The sequence below is a fragment of the Bacteroides sp. AM54-2NS genome, assembly GCF_003602935.1.
Classification (GTDB): Bacteria; Bacteroidota; Bacteroidia; order Bacteroidales; family Bacteroidaceae; genus Bacteroides; species Bacteroides xylanisolvens.
Map to the genome: position 1 here is coordinate 70,566 of NZ_QTMZ01000023.1, position 21,841 is coordinate 92,406.

10 protein-coding genes and 1 pseudogene are annotated in these 21,841 nt (G+C 44.4%); all 11 read right to left on the reverse strand.

What is annotated here, in order from left to right:
• Positions 1-11: 11 nt before the first annotated feature.
• Positions 12-3,227: a TonB-dependent receptor gene (locus tag DXA05_RS15255; RefSeq protein WP_128859342.1), complete on the reverse strand. Its 3,216-nt coding sequence runs from the start codon at positions 3,225-3,227 to the stop codon at positions 12-14.
• 40 nt (positions 3,228-3,267) lie between these two features.
• The gene (locus DXA05_RS15260; protein ID WP_128859343.1) at positions 3,268-5,814 is read right to left on the reverse strand and encodes a DUF4962 domain-containing protein; all 2,547 of its coding nucleotides are present in this window, start codon (positions 5,812-5,814) and stop codon (positions 3,268-3,270) included.
• Positions 5,815-5,944: 130 nt separating this feature from the next.
• Positions 5,945-7,494, reverse strand: a pseudogene (locus tag DXA05_RS15265) (hypothetical protein).
• Positions 7,495-7,542: 48 nt separating this feature from the next.
• The gene (locus tag DXA05_RS15270; protein ID WP_128859344.1) at positions 7,543-8,553 is read right to left on the reverse strand and encodes a DUF6562 domain-containing protein; all 1,011 of its coding nucleotides are present in this window, start codon (positions 8,551-8,553) and stop codon (positions 7,543-7,545) included.
• A gap of 37 nt (positions 8,554-8,590) precedes the next feature.
• Positions 8,591-9,328 carry a DUF3575 domain-containing protein gene (locus tag DXA05_RS15275; RefSeq protein ID WP_128859345.1) on the reverse strand — a complete coding sequence of 246 codons (738 nt, stop codon included), beginning with the start codon at positions 9,326-9,328 and terminating at the stop codon, positions 8,591-8,593.
• 26 nt (positions 9,329-9,354) lie between these two features.
• A complete protein-coding gene (locus DXA05_RS15280; protein ID WP_128859346.1) occupies positions 9,355-11,958 on the reverse strand; it encodes a DUF4962 domain-containing protein in 2,604 nt (867 codons plus the stop codon).
• 962 nt (positions 11,959-12,920) lie between these two features.
• Positions 12,921-17,018 carry a hybrid sensor histidine kinase/response regulator transcription factor gene (locus DXA05_RS15290; protein WP_128859347.1) on the reverse strand — a complete coding sequence of 1,366 codons (4,098 nt, stop codon included), beginning with the start codon at positions 17,016-17,018 and terminating at the stop codon, positions 12,921-12,923.
• Positions 17,019-17,213: 195 nt separating this feature from the next.
• Complete coding sequence (locus tag DXA05_RS15295; RefSeq protein WP_128859348.1) at positions 17,214-18,422, reverse strand: glycoside hydrolase family 88 protein; 1,209 nt, start codon at positions 18,420-18,422, stop codon at positions 17,214-17,216.
• A gap of 256 nt (positions 18,423-18,678) precedes the next feature.
• The gene (locus DXA05_RS15300; protein ID WP_004305582.1) at positions 18,679-19,170 is read right to left on the reverse strand and encodes a DUF4488 domain-containing protein; all 492 of its coding nucleotides are present in this window, start codon (positions 19,168-19,170) and stop codon (positions 18,679-18,681) included.
• Positions 19,171-19,309: 139 nt separating this feature from the next.
• Entirely contained in the window at positions 19,310-20,713 is a 1,404-nt protein-coding gene (gene asnS, locus DXA05_RS15305) for an asparagine--tRNA ligase (RefSeq protein ID WP_117512916.1), read from the reverse strand.
• A 138-nt stretch (positions 20,714-20,851) separates the two neighbouring features.
• A partial coding sequence (locus tag DXA05_RS15310; RefSeq protein ID WP_128859349.1) for a pseudouridine synthase occupies positions 20,852-21,841 on the reverse strand: 990 nt, incomplete at its 5' end.

Genomic DNA, 21,841 nt, shown 5'->3' on the forward strand with positions numbered 1-21,841 from the left:
TATTTAAAGAATTAAAATGCTACGTTGAGACCAAAAATAAAAGAACGGCTAAGCGGATATGCCCCAAAGTCAACACCCGGTGTCAAACCGCTTTTCATCGTAGAGACTTCCGGATCGAAACCTGAATACTTAGTCCAAGTCAAGAGATTATTACCGGTGGCATACAAACGCAAGTTCTTCAATCCTACCCTTGCAATCAGGTTTTTAGGGAATGTATATCCCAAAGTCACATTACTTAGTTTCAAATAGGAAGCATCCTCCACTGCCCATGAATGAATATAATTGTCTCCTTGTTGAGCATCATGATAAGCAGCTACGGTTTTACCAGCATTCAGAGCAGACAGTTCTCCGGGATCTGTCACTTTCTGTCCATCCGAATTGATGGTCATCCAACGATTAGAGCTATTCATCACATCCAATGCGTTGTAGTTCAAGCTACCTACCTTACTGGTAACCAGTTTGGTCGCATTCAGCACTTCGTTGCCATAGCTGAAAGTCAGGAATATACTCAAATCAAATCCTTTGTAAGTAAAAGAGTTGTTCAATCCTCCGTAGAATTTCGGTTGAGCGTTACCAATGACCGTTTTATCATTTTCATCAATCACATTATCGTCTCCGGTCAAGTTCTTAAACTTCCACATACCCGGACGAATCCGGCCTTTATCACCATGATAAGGTATCCCATCTTTCAGGGTATAGGTCTGCGTAGAAGCATCATAATTGAAATCATCTACCTGATACAGCCCTTCGGTGATGTAACCATAGAACTGTCCTAATGGTTCTCCGACAGCAATACGATGAGTGTTTTGGTTAAAGCCGAACCTGGCTTCATAGAGTTGCACCGCCTCACCGGTCAATGCTTTCACTGAATTTTTATTGTGAGACAGCGTCAGTGTAGTGTTCCAACTAAACTTCTTTGTAGAGAAATTCACAGTATTCACAGTCAGTTCCACACCTACATTCTTCGTTTCTCCGGCATTAATCAACATACTCTGATAACCGGAAGAATAAGGCAACTGGGCGTTGAGCAGCAAGTTACTACTCCTATTTATATAGAATTCGGGTGAAATGGTAATACGTTGATTCAGAAATCCTAAATCGACCCCCATATTAAAAGTCTTGTTCGCTTCCCACTTCAGATCGGGATTCGGTATCTGCTTGGAAGCATAACCGGGAGTAAGCTGATCTCCCATAGCTGTGATGATGGAAGACATCAAAGCAAGGCTGTTATAACTACCGATTCTGTTGTTACCCGCCAAACCGTATCCGATACGGAATTTCAAGTCGGAGAAAACATTCAGTTTCTTTATAAAATCCTCTTCACCCACACGCCATGCTGCTGATACGGCAGGAAAATATCCCCATTTATTATTCTTACCGAATTTAGAAGAGCCATCCGCACGGAAAGTTGCGGAAAACAAATACTTATCGGTAAAGTCATAGTTGAGACGAGCGAAGAAAGAGAGCAGATTATCATCATAGTTTTCATCGGACGAAGCAACGGATGGAGTACCCAGACTCATATCTCCCAAAATGAACTCATCGGTAGGCAACCCACTGACACCGGATTCGAGTACACGAGTCCAGCGTTTTACAAATTCCTGTCCCAATTGTACCACCACTTTATGCTTCTTCTGAAAACGTTTGTCATAAGTCAGGACGTTAGAAGTCTGAAAACTTCCGGTCTCCGTATTTCTGATAGAGCCGTAAATACCGTTACGTCTTCCCATTATAGATTGGTCGCCATAGAAAAGTTCCCGGCGGTAAAGCTGATAACGCATACCCGTATTGTTGCGGAAGGTCAATCCTTTGATGATTTTGAAAGTCAGTCCGCCATTGGCTTGCAAAGTACGTGTTTCCTTATTATCCTTTTCTTCAGCGGCGGCAATCAACGGGTTCTGCATCACGTTCCCGTCCGCATCGCTTAATACAGGGTCTTCTCCTGCCAACAAATCCGAGTCATTGCCACGTATACCAATGGTAGGACGGTATTGCAAAATCTGAACCATTTTATTAAACTTTGCATCTACATTACTTCCGCCTTCATTCGTACCGTTTCCGGCAACACCTGCTCCATACACTTTCAGATAATCGAAGTTGATACGTCCTGTAACGGAGAGCCGCTTATTCACTTCGCTTTTCACGCTAAGCGCAATATTATGTTTGTCGCTGCCGCTATATACCATCGCACCTTCATCCTTGAAGTAACCATAAGACATATTGTAGTTCAACTTATCATTGCCACCGTTGACGCCTACCCGGTAATTTTGCGTAACGGTAGTGCGTCCCATCGTACGGTCCAGCCAGTCGATACCTTTACGATTGCCATAGTTCTCATGAAGATCGACAAAACCACCGTAACGATTCTGCCATGACCGCATACTTTCCTCGGGATCAGTAGCATCTCCTAATGTTCTTTCATAATCCGCCAACACAAATTCCTCTACACTTAATACATCCAACCGCTTGGCAAGCGTACGCACACCGACATAAGAATCGAAAGTAAGAGTCGCTTTCCCTTCACTTTTCGCACCGCTTTTGGTGGTGATTACCACTACGCCATTCGCTCCCCGGGCGCCGTAGATGGCTGTTGCCGAAGCATCTTTCAACACGTCGATACTTTCAATATCGGCAGGATCAAGGCTGGACATGCCATCTTCCGTCGGAAATCCGTCGATAATATAAAGCGGTTCGTTGCTTTGCGTAATTGATATACCGCCACGAACACGCACTGACATCGTAGCACCGGGCTGACCGTCTGTTTGTATAATCTGCACACCCGCCATACGTCCCGCTAAAGCCTGGGTTACATCAGACGAAGGAACTTTGAGCAAATCGTCGCTTCTCACAGAAGCCACAGAACCGGTCAGGTCTTTACGCTTTACTGTTGCATAACCGATAGCTACCACCTCATCCAACAATACCGACGCAGCTTTCATGGTCACATCAATCTGTTTTCTTCCTTTCACGGGTACTTCCATATTTTCCAATCCGATAAAAGAGAAAACCAAGACATCTTTCTGCGGATCACTAACGGTAATGGTGTATTTACCATTGATATCAGTAATGGTACCCGTGTTTTGTTTTCCTTTCACGGTTACATTTCCTCCAATCACTTCCAAGCCTTCGTTGTCCACCACCTTACCGGTAACGGTCAAACTCTGGGCATAAATGCCGGATACACCGACAAGAAGCAACAAAATGCAAATAATTCTACTTTTCATCATATTCTGTTTGTTATTTATATTCACTATATTTCATTGTTTATCATTGATTTACTACCCGGGTAGATATAGGACTCCGGTCGGTCATTTCTACCACCTGATAAGCCCCGTCTATCTCGTCGTAAAGCAACGAAGAACCCGTATATTGTCGAGAGTAAAAATTGCCATTCAACGCAGGATTGTCTGTTCCATAACTAAATACCGCCTGTTCGGTGCGATGACTCACTGCAAGTTCGGGTGCTTTGAAAGCATCCAAAACCGCTTTAATCGTCCAGTCGCCTACGTTAAAGGTATCACCGTCACGGTTGATAATAGGGACAGCCTCATCTCCTACCTGGATAATAGCCAGGAAACGGGTGGCAGAACAACCGTCAACCCGTGCAGTCAAGTGCCACTGGTTAGGATACTCCGCTCCGGTGATGGCGGGCGGCACTACGAAACGGTCCGTTTGAGACAGCGTAAAAACATGTCCTCCAAACAGTTGCGTCACTGCCACCCATCCTTTGGTTTTATTATTTGTAGACAACGTTTTCTTTGTTACATCCATCTTAAATTCCGTAGGACTATGCAACAACCACTCCCAGCGGACAGCTTCCGAAGCCTCCAGTTCATCATACACAATCACCGTATGAGGATGAAGCATCAACACATGCCGGCGGTATTTAGTCAACGGGGTGGCACCGAATCCATTTTCCGGTGTCTGCTCAATACCTGCCTGCTTGAAGTAGCCAACCCACATCGGGTCATTGCTGATACCTCTGTAAGCATGTGAAGCATCCCCCAAACAGTAACTGATATGCTGTCCGCCCATAGCACGCATCACACTGCCATAACCTTCGGTAGAATAAGGTTGTCCGATACCGTTTACCAACAGTGAATTATGCGCCCTCGTATGGCGATAGGACATCAGATTATGAGCATCGCTGAAATTCTGATAATAGCCCGTACTGCGATACACATCGACACCTTTATACAACAGGTTAAAAGCATTCTGACTGGCAGTAGTGTGACTGCCGGACCCGAATGTACTGGAACGGAACGAGAGCGCAAGATCCTTTCCCGTATCTTCCGGAGCACTGTGCATGGCTACTTCACCAGCGTCTTTATACCATACCATTTTATCAGCCCCGGCAGGAAAAGCAGTGTTGTAATCCTGATCGGTGCACATCCGGTAAAGACGCAATTCATAATCCCGACGCAACAGGTCCCGACATTCTCCGGCATACCATCCGGCATAGGAATTACCCGTTTCACACGCCAGATAGTCAGCAAAGGCAGCAACCAAACGGTTGGGTTCACTCCCCTTTTCACTACTGTCACCAAAGCCGTTGCTTTTCGATCCCGGCGGGCAAGTATAAACCAACGAACGTCCGGCATTCTGATACCACGGATGTGATAGAAAATCGTACCGACTGACAAATGAAAGAAGAGACGGCATATACGCCAAAGTCAATATATTGGCACTGAAATAACCGGTACCATTGTGCCATATACCGTCGCGATTGAACCCGGAGGCAGGAGCGCGGGCTGTCCATAATTCGTAATAATACTCCATCATGGGCAGCACTTCGGAAGAATAAGCCGGTTTGTCGTAAAGCGACAAAGCCACTTGAAAGAGGACACGCATATTCTGCTGCCAAAAATGATTATCAAAGAGATGGTTTTCCTGAAAACCGCAATTTACCTTGTAATAGTAACGTGCCACACGCATCATCAGTTCTTCGGCAGCAGTACGATCGGAAGCAGACAAGTTATTATAAAGCAGATCGTAGGCTGCAACAAGACACCATGCGATGTTGCTAGCAGTAAAGTTGGATGCAAAAAGCTGTCCATCAGCAGGGGGAGCGACAATCAACGCTTCGAGAAGCTGGCGTAACTTTTCGGCATAAATTTCTTTTTGGGTTAAATGATAGGCCTGATAAAGATAAGTGGCATGTTGCCGGAGCTCTTCTGCACGGCTATATAAATCAGTCATTCCGGTGTATTCGGCTTTCAATGCCTGTGAAGCACGACTTTGTAGTTCTGCATATTCAGGGTGTGAAGTGACACGGTTACGAGCCTCTTCGATACGGTCGTCTAAAAAACAGTAAATACGAGGATGCAGACGGGGAGCATTTGCTAAGAATGTCTGAAAAGGAGGTGTTACAAATTCCGGTGTATCATTCTTTACTTCGAAACGATAGATAGCACTCCATTCACCGGGCGTAGTTCCATTAAGATTGGTGGAACGAAAGCGCCAATACCATGTGCCGACCTCCAAACGACGATGAAGATTATACATACACCATTCCTGCGGTTCGGAAAGTAGCGTTTCGGAACTGTTGAAATCTTCAGTACGCGAAAGGGAAAATTGCAGTCTTTCGCCCGTCTTCATGGCTTGAGGAACAATAAGAGGAGCAGGATTCAGATACAATTCATTATCTGCTTTGGGATAAGGTTGCGTCCGTATCTTATCCTGATAGGCATCGGGAATTCCGGCAGGCGTCTCTGGCTGCGTACTGTCCGGTTCGGGCAGCGAGTCAGATGTACAGCTACAGAACAACTGTACAATGAACAAAAGAAAAACCGATAGACGAAATGTGGTGTGCATATTATTTTCTTTTCTTGGTATAAGATTAGAGGGCTATTTTCAAAAGTTTCAATGTAAGAAGAAGGTAAAGCGGGATGGGGGGATCCCACTTTCCTTGAATTTCTATTGAGTAAGGTCGAATATTCAGTGACTATTTAAAGATTGTAATCATTGGGCGGCAAAGAGCTTGTTGATTAAGAGCTGTCTTAACACTGATACCCGCCTCTTGTGCATTAGTAACAACACCATCAGCTACATTAATACGTACACCAGAAACATTACCTTGGTTATTGATAGTACTAGAAGCATAATTCACTGTAGCAATCGTTTCTCTATCAAACATTTTGCCATTGACAAATTCAAACTCCGACATGTTTCTGAAGTCCTCACTACCAGTAGCTGGTATCTCTTTCATAGTAAACAATGTACCCATGAACGCACTCAATTGCGACAATGTAGGAATATACCATGCACTCAAATTCTCACTATCAGGAGCATGTTCTCCCACCCATTTCTCATAAGTTGTTTTAAGGCAACATCTCCAAGACCTGTTAATAAAACGTCCGTAGTCTGTGTACCATTTGTCATACCTGCAGCTGTTTCAGCCAAAGTAGTCAATAATTCAGTATTAAGAGTCTGACGAGCAGTCGCCACATTCTCAATCGCTACCGCATATCCGGCAATTGTCTTACCTTGAAGTGCTACAGGATAATTAGCCGGCACATCACTACCAATAGCCTCCATCTTGAAAACAATACCGACAGCATCCGCTGCATCACGTACCACTTTACCTTCTGCATTGATATAACTACCAACTTTCATTTCCAATGCTTCATAATCCGGATCCACTCCTACTTCAATGTCAAAGTTTCCATCTCCGATTTCAAATTTAGCCATAATCTGCATATTAGCATCCAAAGGTAATGTATTTGCCGGTATTTTAATCTCTTTACTATATCCGCCACTCAATGCCATGGTTATTTCTTCTGTAAATTTACCTACATTTGAAGGAGCAAAAAAGAAATTAGCGAACCAATTGCCATCCGCAGAAGCAAAACTTGCATTTGTATAAGTCACAGGAGTCGTAGCAGAACATTTACCCTCTAAAATATCATATCCGCTCAAAGCGTTGTATGTTATTTCCAGTTTATTAGCTGCCGCAGCTACTTCCGGATTCTTCGGTTTTACGCTCACATTAGCAAACGGGCGCTTCAATGTCACACTGGCATTACCAATCGTTTCCAATTTTCCGCAGAAAGCGTCGCTGGCTGCCATCAACGCATCATTTGTCAGATCGAATGATGCAGTATTATATCCTACTGCTCTCAAATCAGCAGTGTTATATACTTTATTAGCAGCACCACTTTCCGGTACGTATTCAGCCCAAAACAATGCTTTCGACACTTCTTTTTGTTCATCTACGGAAATAGTGAAAGATACCTTACCGTCTGTAACCGGTTTAGTCACTTGATCGCCTATCTTATTGCCATCAGTATTCAGTAATTGCATGATACATTGCATCGTATAACCGTCAGGGATGGTAACCGCACGGCTAAAGACGTTATTTACAGGAGCCTGTACAGAGATGGTAACAGGAGCATTGATTTCTGTTCCGTTGTCCGAAACGATTTCTTCTTGTCCACAGGATGCAAAAAGCACTACGAACAAAGCCATTAGCGAATAAAATAAGTTCTTTTTCATGATCTTAATTGTTTTATGGTTAAGCAATTCTTAATTGATTTGTCTATTTTATAATTCTCCAAGGTCTACCTCCAGATCACCGTCATAATCGGGGTCGATCCCTATTCCTCCATTGGCATCGGAAGTCAGGAAGTTACCGCGTACCGTTGTGTTTTTACCCCGTTCACAAGGAATACGGAAAGCTGTACGTGCCAGCACTTCATTCTTCTCATTCAAGATTTCGAGCTCTACAGGGATGGAAACGGTTTCTCCGGCATCGGTCAACACATAGTCGAATCCCAGTATCAGTTCTTTCGTACCATCGGCAGGGCGTTCAAAGGCCACTTTATATTCCATGTACATGAGCGAGTTCTTGGGTACATCGTCCCACAAATTGTAGCCGGTAGGCAAATAATCACTGTACTTCACACAAGCGGTAAAACTTTCACCTTTCAGTCCGCCTGTGGACAGTTTATTGAGAAACGTTGCCACATCTTTAGCCACCAGTTCATAGCGTGCTACGGGGCGATACAGTTCAACGTCAAGACTTGTTTCAGCTCCCCAATGATTGCGGAAAGAAGTCAGGTCTGCCATAGCAGAAGCTGCAAAAACATCTTTATAACGGCTATTCCCTATATACTTTCCGGCAGGAAGGATAAAAGCCAGATTCTCCGCATCGTAAACAAGTCCCTGTTCCGGTGTCTCCGCATTCACATAATCGGCCCACACCAGGATGCGGTAATTACGGGCGTGCAGCTTCATACTAACAGACAGACTGGCACGGTTAAAATCCTCTTCATATACCGTTTGCCGTGCCGCCACCTGTCTATCCAGATAGGCTTCTACGATGAAACGACGCAGATAGTTGGTTTCCGACGCACGGGTGATGGTCACCGGTGCTCTTTCTGCCAAACTTAGATTCATTGCCAGATTAAGGTTGAGTGTTACAGCTGTCGGGTCCACTCCCAGTTCTCCTTCGGGAGTCATTTCCGGTTCTTCGTGCAGGCTGCATCCATTCACCAGCAGGGTGATGAACAACAGGAAAGTGCACTGTGCCAGTATATATAAATTTCTTCTCATATTGTTATCTTATTTATATGTATGTTCCTATCTAAGGTTAGAAGCGGTAGACCAACGATGCTCCCACACGGGTTATCCCCCAGTAATGACGGACACGCGTATCCAGCAGTGCGCCGTTGTCTACATTATAATAGGTGTTATACTTCATGTTGGCATATCCCACTCCCAGATTAAATTCCGCTCCCCAGTGTTTGGAAAGAGGGAGTTTGTAACCGTAGCTTATTCCGGCTCCCAACAGCGGACGATCAGTATCTTGATAACGGTCATCGTTCCACTTTACGTTAAACCATGCCACGTGGGCGTGTAGTCCGACAAAGTGTCCCCGTCCTGTCTCATTTCCTATCCACCAGCGGGCTTCAGGTTGCAATGCTACCATACGCACGCCACGCTTATCTCCCAAGTCCCACAAACTGCAAGTCAATGGCAACTCTACCGTGATCTTTTTATGCACCTGCATTTCCACGGCAAGGTTCAGCAAAGCACAAGCATCATATATTACATTCGTTTTCAGTGCCAGATAGCGTTGACCATCAAAGGCAGCCGCTTTCTTTCCTGTATTCTCTTTGCCGGATTGGCGTTTATCCTCCTCCTTTTTTGAAGAAGTCGCAACTGCTGTTTCCTGCTTTTTTCCGCCGGACTTGTAAACCGTAGTTTCCTCCGGAGCTGCCGAAGTCTGTACACGGGGTTTACCGGGAGTCTGTGCCGGCAGGACGGTTATGCCCGATAATGCAGCCAACAGACATATAGTTCTCATATTAAAAGTAGAGCGTCTCATATATTCGTATCTTTCATGTTCATTGATTAGATTTCCAGTTCGGGCACTGTATCCCTCATTACCGTTTCGTACCCATCCTCATTGATGACAGTAGCTTCACCTTTATAAGTGATATTCACCTTCTCTTGAGTGCTGCGGATAAAGAATGAAGGAGCACCGTCGGATTTCAGGTTTACACTAATCAGCCATCCGCCTACTTTGATACGTCCGTCGGACAAGATTTCGGGATCTTTGGCAGGATATTTCAGTGCATGTGTATTGATGACAGTGGCAAAACGATATACTTGTGCCTTTTCCGATGTAGCGGTGAAATGCCAGTGATTAGGATACTTCTTGAACACCCCTTTGTCATCAGCACGTAGCCAGTTGACTGCCGGATAGAAAAAACGGCTCGTTGTATCAGTCTGCAATGTTCCGGTGGAGAAAAGATAAGCGTCTGATGCTCCTCCGCGGTTCGTGGCTTGAATATGCACGAAGCGATGATTCGATTTATCCACTGTCATGGGATTTTCTGTGGTATGCAGCAAATAACTCCAGTTTACAGGTTCGTCTGCCACTAGTTCGTCATAGATAAAGATGAGTCCTGTCTTTCCCAAATTGACAATGTGACGGCGGAAAGTTTTCACATGATTCTCATCCCAGCCATTTTCGGGTGTATAATGCACCTCCGACTGTTCGCCGCGTGTCAGCCAAAGCGGTGAAATCACTTTTCCGTAAGCATTGGAAGCATCACCCAGCACATACCCGATCTTCTCGCTGGCATAATAACGGGGAATCCATCCATATCCTTCCGTACCGATACGTTGTCCCATACCGTTCACCAGAATCGTATTGTGAGCACGTGTGGCACGATGGCACAACATACTATGTACGTCGGTAAACTCAATGTGGTGTCCGCTACTGTAAAATAATGGTTTTCCACCATAGAACGTATTGAAAGCATTCTGATTGGCAAGTGCATGAGAGGTAGAACCATAAGGGCTTGACCGGAAACTCCACATCGCATTTCCGCCTACTCTATCCCAGTTCGTCTGGAAAGAGGCAAGTCCTGTTGCGGGGAAGACGTATCCTGCAGGGAGTGCAGTCAATCCTTCACCTTCCGGCAGAGGTTTATCACATTGCAGGCGGAACCAGGCAAGATCACCGGGCTTACTCAATAAGGCTTTCTTCATATAATCCGGTTCCACTTTCAATGTGCGGTGTACGAAATCAGCGGCATAAGTGTTTCCGGTAAGGCGTGCCAGCGCATCCAAATATCCTATACGGATACTGTTTGGACGTCCCACATTCTGATGCGAACTTCCGTTTCCTCCGGATTTGGAAAAAGGAGGTTGCTGGAAGATGGTATACATGATATTTCCCTGATACCAAGGATCGGAAAAGAAGTCGTAACCGGTCAGTTTGCTATAATAGTAAGGCACTTCTACTAATGTACGGGTGTTGACCGTAAAGTAAGAATCGCCATTGTGCCAGCCACCGTCTTTGTTCAATCCCGGGAAACGTGCCAACCATACGTTATAGCAGTAATCCACCCATGTGTTGGCTTCGGGCAGATCGCCATACACACTGAATGCCGCCATTGTAAGGATGCGAAGTGTCATCTGCCACACATGATTGTCGGCGATGTGGTTCTCCATCCGGTTATTAAAGTTCTCATACATTTCACCACCTTTATTTTTGATGGCTTCCAGCAATGCTTTCTTTTGTGATGTATTCAACCGGTCGTAGAAAGAATCATAAGCCATAGAGCAGAGAGACAATAAGCTAGAAGCATTAAAATCTCCTTTCACATTCTTATCTTTATCCCAGTCGGCCATGATAAATACCCGTTTGATGGCTTCGTCAGCATATTTAGTATCCTGCGTCAGCAACCAAGCCCGTATCAATGCTTCGGTATTGCCTTCTTCCGCATCGATGATGCGACGGCTTTCACGAGTGAGGTATGAATTTATCTGCATCTCGTTCTTCAGGTTCTTCACCTGCGAGACATTAATATCTTTCACTGATTTCATTGGAGTCTGAAGTACCTGATCTGCACGCTCAAGATACCATTGTCTTTCTGCCTTTTGTTTGCTGTGATTTATAAAGTCCTTCCATTCGTTCTTCATGATCCACACACGCGGATGGTCGGCAGGTAGTTTTGCCAACACAGTTTTCAATGAAGGCGGACAAAATTTGCCCGGACGATCTTCTACGGTGACTTGCTGTGTGCTTCCCCAAGTCACTTGTCCGTTTTCTACATAACCGAACTGCCAGTACCATACCCCCGGCACAAGCGGTTGTTCCGGATTATAGAACGGCCAACGAGTTTCCACCTGAACAACTCCGGACTTCAATCCGGCATCCTGCGAATAACGTAACCGATAGGTAATCTTCGTTTTATCTACCTTCTTTACTTTGTGTTCGAATCCATCCAACGGACTGTCCTGCGAGTTCATGTCCGAACGGAGCGGCCATTGGAAAGAAACCGCACGATCATTTACCACCGCTTTATCAAGAGGATAAGGAGTGGCACGCATTTCATGCATCAACGTTGTTTCCGTCAACTTGATGACTGCTTGTTTTTGCGCATGTGTCATCTGTGCAGCCACAGACAAGATTACGAATGAAATCAATAATACTTTTTTCATGATATCAAATGATTGGTTTTTCTGTAGGCAAATGTAGATAAACTGTCCGAAACGGAACTTTCAATTCATTTCTTCCTTCTCTGATACTGTCTAACAGGACTTTGTTTTCGTTCATTTCAACTTAAAATTCGTCCAAAACAAGCGTTACAGGAGGCTACAAAGAGGGTAAAAGGGTAAAATAGCCCCCAAAACGGAATGACTGGAATTGATAGAAAAATGAAGGTTGTTAGTTCTTGTTTAGGTTTTCACCACAGAGAACGCGGAGGACACAGAGGTGAATTTGGTTTATGACTTACGGTGGTGACCCTAATTTTGATGCGTAATCCTTCCTCTATAAAGTTGAAAAAACATAAAAACATCTGCCACCTGCAACCAAACGCGTGTAATACACTAGTTGACAAACAGTTGTATCGTTGCAGATACTGTTGCAGATAGGTTGCAGATAAAGTATCTGCAACACAGTATAAGCCTTGCATAAGCCAATTCTCCAGGAGGGCAAAAGTTTATTGTATACATTAACTTCCCGTTTCCAGGCGGGGAACTGTCGTTTCCGGCATTAGAAATTACAGTTTCCACGGCAGGAAACGAGAGTTTCTAAGGCGGGACACTACAGTTTCTACGTAAGGATACTGTGGTTTCTCCGTAGAGACACCACAAATTATCCATAGAGTCACCCCAATTATCCCATAGCTTTGCATAAAGGAATCAAGGCTTTTTCTTTGATTATATAACGCGTTGCAGATACTTTATCTGCAACCTATCTGCCGCAGGTATCTGCAACGTTCCAACTATTTATTAACTAGTGTATTACACGCGTTTGGTTGCAGGTGGCAGATGTTTTTATGTTTTTCAACTTTATAGTAGACAAAAAACTCTCATTCATTTCTGTACCGGCATGAACAAGATGCACCTCTGTGTCCTCCGCGTCCTCTGTGGTGAACAAATGCATAACCGCAAAACAATTACTTAGTGTGCTGCTTCACATACTCCGATGGCAAACAACCGACATACTTCTTGAAACTGGTAGAGAAGTAAGAAGAAGATCCGAAGCCTACCATTCCGCTAATCTCCGAAATGGAGTAACGCCCTTCAAGCAACAATTTACACGCTTTATTAAAACGGATACGCCGGATAAAGTTGGCAGGCGGTTCACCGGATATGGAATTCATCTTGAGATACAGTGACGAACGGCTCATACAAAGCTGGCTTGCCAACTCATCAGAGGTGAAATCTTCATTACTGATATTTTCTTCTACCACCTGAATAGCTTTGCTCATAAATTCCTCATCCAGATTATTCGAAGTCATTTTTGCAGTATCTATATCAATCGTATTCGAATAATAGTGTTTCAGCCGTTGGCGTGCTTTCAGTTGATTAGCTATTTTTCCTTTCAATAAATGAATCGAGAACGGTTTGGCAATGTAATCATCCGCCCCAGCCTGAATGCCTTCCGTCTGTGCATCGACACTTCCTTTGGCAGACAACAGCAGGACGGGAATGTGACAGGTTTGCAGATTTCGTTTAATAAGCTGGCAAAGTTTGATACCGTCAATACCCGGCATCATCACGTCGGAAAGGACAATATCCACACGATGCTCTTTCATAATAGCCAATGCTTCTTCGCCGTTTCCGGCGGTAAGTGTCACATAGTTCTGCCGGAAATTATCTTTCAGGTAATCCACCATCTCTTTATTGTCATCTACTAACAAGATAGTAGGACGCTCTTCCTCACTGCCGACTTCTATCTGATCGTCGTCCGATTTCTCTTCTGAAACCACAGCCGACGCATCGCCAGAGAAATATTCATCAGCCACCGGAAGCTCCCGGAGAGAAGCAGATGTTTCGACTTCATGTGCCGGCAATTCACGTTCTTTCTCCGTGAAGGCAGCCATATCAGCAAGTAGCGTGACTTTAAATTCGGTATATTGAGCAGGTTCGCTTGCTACCATAATAGTGCCGTGATGCTTTTCTACAAGCATCTTCACCAATGACAGCCCGATACCCGTCCCCTTTCGCTGACCGTCTACCTGATAGAAACGTTCGAAAATGCGGGTTAGCTGTTCCGGAGACATACCGATTCCGCTATCTCTTACCGTGAAACCATAGGTATCTCCCTCTGTCCATAAGGAAAGCGAAATACTTCCGCCGTCCGGTGTAAACTTAAAGGCGTTAGACAACAGGTTCATCAAGATAGTCTCTACATACGTCCGGTCCGCCGGAAACAATCGTCCTTCCAGATCGGATTTTATATGAAAGCTGATAGCACGCTTCTGCGCATTTTCTTTAAACAGAGCAAAAGCATCTTGCAACAGTCCTTCTACATTCACCTGCGCAACATGAATGGGCATTGCACCTGCTTCGGCTTTACGGAAATCCAGCAACTGGTTGACAATGTGCAACAACTTACGACCGTTCTTATAAACGTAATCCAGTTTCTGCTGTACCGGAGTTCCTTTCAGATTGCTCTGCCCCAAGAGTTCCTCCAACGGAGCCAGTATCAGACTCAACGGAGTATGCAACTCATGAGACATATTCATGTAAAAACGTACTTTCTCCTGACTGATTTCTTCTATCTTGTTTCGTTCTATCTGTTCGATCCGGACTTGCATCTTCATTTTGGCACGGGCAATAAAAAAATAGATCACAAAGACGAGAAGCCCTACAGAAAAGAAGATGAAAAGTGTCTTTGCCCACCAGGTCTGATACCACATCGGAATGATATGCACAAAAAATTCAGTGGTCGCCTCGCTCCACTTTCCATTGTTGTTACATGCCTTCACCTTAAACACATACTCACCGGGCGGGAGATTGGAATAACTTGCCCGTGCAAAGGAAACATGACGGGAGTAGTTCCACTCGGTTTCAAAGCCTTCCAATTTGTAAACGAACTGGTTCCGTTTGCCAGCCAAATAGTTGATAACGGCAAACCGGATATTAAAAAGTTTCTGATCGGAAGGGAACGACATACCCAGCATCCGCCCTTGCTCGTCCTGATAATAACGTACCCGTTCACTTTTCATATCCGTAATCACCTGATTTAAGACAACGGCTCCTGTCACTACCGCATCCGGGGAATATGGATTATCACCCAATTCGTATGGCTTGAAATAGGCAACGCCCCCAAGAGACCCCAGGAAGAATGTACCATCGTGCGCTTTGCAAGCTCCGAAATAGTTAAACTGATCGTGAGGCAATCCGTCCTGCTTCGTATAGTTGAGGAAAGTACCCTCCTCCGTATTAAAGCAAGCCAGTCCCTTGTTAGTTGTCAACCATAAACGCCCCCGTTCATCTTCCAGTATATTATAAATAAAGTCATTTGGCAAACCGTCTTTCATCGTATAGTGTTTCCAGGCAGTCGGTGCTCCTTCCTTATAGCAATATAATCCTGTGGAAGAACCGATCCAGATTTCATGACGGCTATCCTCCTGTACACAGAAAGCCTGTATCAACCCATGCAGATAAGCCGAAGAAGAAAGATGCAGTTCTTCCAGTTTCCCGCCGGCATACAAAAACAGGCTCTCTTCCGTACCAATCCAGATTCTTCCTTTTGAATCGCGAAACAAGGTATATATCAATACATTCTCCAACTTTTTATGCTTTTTAGCTAATGGATGCTGTGACAGTTCGCCGGTCTGTTTGTCGAAAAGGTAAAGCCCGCTCATGCCGCCTACCCAAAGCGTTCCATCCGTTCCGTCCAATAAGGAGTAACAACTGTTAGTCAGGGAAGTAGAATGGGGAAAGGAATATGTTTCTATCCTGCCACTCCGGTGATGCAGACGACTCATTCCCCCTCCATGAGTGCCGATATAGACACTTCCATCCTTGTCCGTCCATATACATTTTATATTGTCCGACTTTAAAGCATTGGCGGAAGTACCCGTCCGGTAATATGAAAAGACTCCGGTTTTCCGGTTATAATAATTTAATCCGCCGTCGTTCGTGCCAATCCAGAGATTGCCATTATCCGGGTCTTCGGCAATACAACTCACTGTGTTATCACTTAACGAATTCCTCCAGGCGGAATGTTGCAAGCGTCCGAATGCCGGAGCGAGAGGATGATAATAATTAAGCCCGCCGTAAAATGTACCGATCCACATTCCCCCTTGATTATCTTTCAAGATAGAACGGATGGAATTATGGCCCAAGGTAGTCGGATCTTCAGGAGAAAAACGACAGATACGGAAAGTTCCCGTCTCCGGTTCAAGGATAAGCAAACCTTCCATGGTTCCTATCCAAACCCTTCCTTTATCATCTCCGGACAATGTCCTGACCGAGTTCGTAAGGAAATAAGCAGGAGTATTTTGCTTGTTATAATGATGTTTTATTTGAAAGTTGTTATCCACACAATACACCCCGTTTGTCAATGAAGCCAGCCAACAGTTGCCGGTTTTGTCGTCATAGAGCATATCGGAGATGGTTTCTCCTTTCAACTGGAGAAGAAGCCGGGTCACGTTTTCGTTGCGTACATAATAGAAATAGACACCTTCCGAAGTTCCCAACAGGAAACCGTCATTCATCCGGCAAACAGAATAGATCGTTTTTCCGGCAAGTTCCGGCTGCACTTTCATCCGCCCGGTCTTTTTATCAAAAATCACCAGACCGATATTGGTAGCAAGCAAAAGCCGGTCGCCTTCCTCCGGTTCTCCGATAGCCAATACTTGCATCGGCTGATTGTCCGGTGAAGAATAATTGGTGAAATTATTCCCTACTATATTATAACGGGATAAACCGACCTGTGTGCCTACCCATACCGTACCTTTCAAATCGGTATGAAGTGAATAGACATGATTGTTTGCCAGACTGGTCGTATCATCCGGCGCTTTATAATACGAAACGAAGCGGGAACCTTCATACCAGTTCAGTCCGTCTATGGTGCCTACCCAAATCTTATTATTATGATCTTGTGTCAGAGCGAGCACAGTATTTTGCGACAGCCCGTCATCTACGGATAATCGCTTAAAATGGATGAAGCTGTCGGCGGCCGATACAGCCAAAGGAAAAAATAAAATGCAAACGGTTAATCCGAATAGGTATCTAAATAGCAAATGTCGGTCTTTCATGAGCTAATATTGAAGAATTTATCGTAAAGATAAGTATTTTCAATTCAATCTGATAAATGAATCCCGTTTTTTAACTCATATAAAGGACCGGCATCGGCTCAAAACAGGACAACTGCGCCAAAGTCCGACAGTTATAAATTCATATTTTAGATGCGGTTGCCCTGAACTTTAAATTTTTTACGGTTTCTCTTCAAGTTAGTAAGACGGATTTTCTGATTTTTCTTTCAGATCTTTATAACGTTTCAAGGCTTCCAGATAATAATAATCAGCATAATTGAGCGGAGTATCAATTTCACTGTCATGCGGGAAACTGCCAACCGAATGTAACAGGATGAAGCCATGATTTTCTCCTTCCTGGGCCAAATAATCATCAGAGGATAACTGTTTCAGGATATGCTCCGCATAACGGAAATATTCTTCCCCTTGTTTCTTGTCGCCATAACCACTCAACTCCAGTAATGCAGAAGCTGTTACGGCAGCCGCAGAAGCATCCCGCGGTTCATTCGGAATATTAGGAGCATCATAATCCCAATAAGGTACATAGTCATTTTCGGACGGACGGTGATCGATAATGAACCGCGCTATTTTATGAGCGGCATCCAGATAGCTCTGTTGCTTAGTGAAGCGATAACACATGGTATAACCATACACTCCCCAAGCCTGTCCACGCGCCCAAGCAGAAGAATCGGCATATCCCTGAAAGGTTCCTTTCGACTCTACCTCACCGCTATCTGCCAGATAGCTCACCACATGGTAGGAGGTCATGTCCTCCCGAAAGTGATTCTTCAACGTTTTGTCGGCATGAGAGATGGCTATTTCACGATATTTCGGATTATTGGTTTGCTCCGAAGCCCAGAACAGCATTTCAAGGTTCATCATATTATCAATAATCACCGGATAACTCCAATCGCCGAAATCCCACGAACGAATCAGTCCGACTTCCGGACGAAAACGGGAGCACAAGCTTTCTGAAGAATGAATCAGAATCAAACTGTCCGTTGGCTCCGGTTTCAAACGGATGCCCTGCCCATAACTGCAAAACATCATAAAACCCAAATCGTGATTACCCGTATAATATTGCATATCCTGCAGACGGTCCGTATATTTACGCGCCTCTTTTGCGAGAGCCTCATCACCGGTCAACTCGTATGCCAGCCACATGGAACCGGGATAGAAACCACTCGTCCAATCTGTGGGGTGCTCCAGTCTGTACTTTCCTTCTTTAATAGAACGGGGAAAACAGGCGGTATCCGGTTCATTCTTCAATTGTTCTGCCATATAGAGCAACTGATGTCCCGATGTTTTCACTGCATGATCAAACCATGCCATCTCATTTCCTTTTGAAGCATCGCAAGCAGTCAGGAGCGCCATACTCCCTACCGCCAGTAAAAGTTTGTTTTTCATTGTTCCACTTTATTTTGTTACTGTATTCTATTACTGGCAACAAAGTTAGAGCAAGTCGCAGACAAACCCTTTGCAAATCTATTTTTTCATTTTTGTTTCTATTTCTACGGACTTTGATTTTGTCCAAAAGTGCTTTGTTTTTATCTTTTATAGAAAACAGGCACGGATTTTACCAAATAAGCTGTTGTCAGGCATAACCAAACAACTATGCAGCCTTTTGCAAAATCCGTGCCTCCACCCAAAAGTACGCGCTCTTCTATCTCACAATATCTTCCGGAAATTTAGCCGGCATTTCCACCCTCTTCCAGGTTTCATAATACCAGGTGTTCAACTCATTTCCATTCAAATCATTCTTGATAAAATATTTCAGATGGAGATAATCATTGTCTTTAATCTCAAATTCCAAAATATTGTCCTGATTGTCCAGCATCGGGAGATGAATGTTCTTCTCGATGCTTTCCTTATAAGAATCGTCCGTGAGTTGTTTATAAGTACCATATCCAGTAATAATTGCATCCGCACCGGGAATAATGGTAAAGTTAACGATTTGTCCGTCATCACTCAATACTTTAAATGTATTACTGGGTTTCAACGCTCCCGGAACATCGGGAGACTCGGATACATAATGGCAGAGCTGCCAAATACCTTTCAAATCGGCCGCTTTGAATTTGGTTTTCTTCTGGGCCGTCGCACCTGTTACCGCTAACAACATTATTGAAAGCATGGTAAAGAAATAGAGCTTTTTCATTGTTGTATTATTTTAGTTAACACTCTCGAATGCGTATTTCCAAATATAAAGATTTATTTTGAGAATACAGCAATTCAGAGCATAAAAAAACTCGCATAACCTGAAGATTATGCGAGTTTTACATAAATATACCGAAATATTAGAAATCAGCATTTCTTGGTGTACGCGGGAACGGTATCACGTCACGGATATTCGCCATACCTGTTACAAACAATAACAGACGTTCGAACCCTAATCCGAAACCGGAGTGAGGACAAGTACCGAACTTACGGGTATCCAGATACCACCACATATCCTTCATCGGGATGTGCATTTCTTCAATACGGGTCATCAGCTTGTTATAGTCGGCTTCACGTTCAGAACCACCGATAATTTCACCAATTTTCGGGAAAAGAACGTCCATGGCACGTACAGTCTTACCGTCTTCGTTCTGCTTCATATAGAAGGCCTTGATTTCCTTCGGATAGTCAGTCAGAATCACCGGACGTTTGAAGTGTTCTTCCACTAAGAAACGTTCGTGTTCGGAAGCCAGGTCCACGCCCCAGTAAACCGGGAATTCAAACTTATGTCCTTTTGCAACAGCTTCTTCAAGAATCTTGATACCGTCTGTATAAGGCAAACGTACGAAATCATCTTTCAATACACCTTGCAGACGTTCAATCAAGCCTTTATCGAACATATCGTTCAGGAACTTCACATCATCCGCACAGTTATCCAACGCCCATTTCACACAATATTTGATGAACTCTTCTGCCAAGTCCATGTTGTCTGTAATGTCGTTGAAAGCCACTTCCGGCTCAATCATCCAGAACTCTGCCAAGTGGCGGGGAGTGTTGGAGTTTTCGGCACGGAACGTAGGACCGAATGTGTAGATAGATCCCAAAGCAGTAGCTGCCAACTCACCTTCCAGCTGACCGGAAACAGTCAGACTTGCCTGCTTACCGAAGAAATCATCTTCGTATGAGATAGAACCTCTCTCGTCTTTCTTCAAGTCATACAGGTTCATGGTAGTCACCTGGAACATCTGTCCGGCACCTTCACAATCGGAAGCCGTAATAATCGGCGTATGGAAATAGAAGAAGCCCTTTTCATGGAAGAACTTGTGAATAGCAATCGCCATGTTGTGACGGATGCGGAACACTGCACCGAATGTATTGGTACGCGGACGCAAGTGAGCAATCTCGCGCAAGAATTCCATAGAGTGACCTTTCTTCTGTAATGGATATGTATTATCGCAAGTACCCAGCACTTCGATTTCACGAGCCTGTACTTCCACTTTCTGTCCGGAACCCACTGATTCTACCATTTCTCCGTTCACGCTGATACAAGCGCCGGTAGTAATCAGTTTCAGCATCTCTTCATCGAAATTAGCCAAATCTACTACGATCTGCAAATTATTTATTGTAGAACCGTCATTCAGTGCGATAAAGTTTACTTGTTTGCTACCTCTACGGGTGCGAACCCATCCTTTCACATTGACCATAGCGCCAATATCTGTGCGCTTCAACAGGTCAACAATTTTTGTTCTACCAATCTTTTCCATTTAACTTACTTTGATTAATGAAGAATGAAGAATGAAAAATGAAGAATTTGGCTGTGCTATGCAAACACGCCCTGATAATTCTTCATGTTCCATTCCTCATTTTCAATTCTTAATTCTTCGTTCTTAATTCTTAATTCTTCATTCAAAAGATCCCATGCGGAGGTAGTTTACTTCTGCTTCCGACAGGTAACGCCAGTCTCCGCGACGCAGACCTTTTTTGGTCAGTCCGGCGAAGAACACACGGTCGAGTTTTACTACTTTATAACCCAGTGATTCGAAAATACGGCGAACGATACGGTTCTTACCGGAGTGAATTTCGATACCGACCTGGTCTTTCTTGAAATCATCTGTATAGCTGATCGCATCTGCATGGATTTCGCCATCTTCCAACTGGATACCAGCTGCAATCTGTTCCATATCTGCTTTAGTCAGGTTCTTGTCCAGATGAACATGATAAATTTTCTTCTTCAGGAATTTCGGGTGTGTCAGCTTGGAAGCCAGATCACCGTCATTCGTCAGTAACAGTACACCAGTCGTGTTACGGTCCAGACGTCCTACCGGATAAATACGTTCGTTGCAAGCGCCTTTCACCAAATCCATTACTGTACGGCGTTCCTGCGGATCGTCCGATGTAGTAACGGTATCTTTCGGTTTATTCAGCAATACATATACCTTGCGTTCAATGCTTACCGGTTCGTCGTGGAACTTAACCACATCCGAACGTTTGATCTTCGTACCCAATTCCGTTACCACTTCACCGTTTACAGAAACCACACCTGCTGTGATAAATTCATCAGCCTCACGACGGGAGCAAACACCTGCGTTAGCCAGGAACTTATTCAGACGAATCGGTTCATTCGGATCAACGAACTGTTCCTTGTACTCGATCTGTTTCTTTACGCTATACTTAGCGTTCGGATCATAATCGCCGGTACGCGGACGAGGACGATATCCTCCTTGACGGTCGTTATTATATCTCGGACGATAACCTCCACCGCCGTTGTTGCTGCGATAGCCGCCACCTTCGCCGTTATTGAAACGGGGACGATACGGACGGTCACCACCTTCACGGTTGTAAGAAGGACGTTGAGGACGGTCGCCACCTTCGCCGTTATTAAAGCGGGGACG

Bases quoted from the DNA above. Each gene is read 5' to 3' on its own strand.
- DXA05_RS15270 (WP_128859344.1), bottom strand. From the start codon at position 8,553: ATGAGAAGAAATTTATATATACTGGCACAGTGCACTTTCCTGTTGTTC.
- DXA05_RS15290 (WP_128859347.1), bottom strand. From the start codon at position 17,018: ATGAAAGACCGACATTTGCTATTTAGATACCTATTCGGATTAACCGTT.
- DXA05_RS15260 (WP_128859343.1), bottom strand. From the start codon at position 5,814: ATGCACACCACATTTCGTCTATCGGTTTTTCTTTTGTTCATTGTACAG.
- DXA05_RS15300 (WP_004305582.1), bottom strand. From the start codon at position 19,170: ATGAAAAAGCTCTATTTCTTTACCATGCTTTCAATAATGTTGTTAGCG.
- DXA05_RS15255 (WP_128859342.1), bottom strand. From the start codon at position 3,227: ATGATGAAAAGTAGAATTATTTGCATTTTGTTGCTTCTTGTCGGTGTA.
- DXA05_RS15280 (WP_128859346.1), bottom strand. From the start codon at position 11,958: ATGAAAAAAGTATTATTGATTTCATTCGTAATCTTGTCTGTGGCTGCA.
- DXA05_RS15275 (WP_128859345.1), bottom strand. From the start codon at position 9,328: ATGAGACGCTCTACTTTTAATATGAGAACTATATGTCTGTTGGCTGCA.
- asnS (WP_117512916.1), bottom strand. From the start codon at position 20,713: ATGGAAAAGATTGGTAGAACAAAAATTGTTGACCTGTTGAAGCGCACA.
- DXA05_RS15295 (WP_128859348.1), bottom strand. From the start codon at position 18,422: ATGAAAAACAAACTTTTACTGGCGGTAGGGAGTATGGCGCTCCTGACT.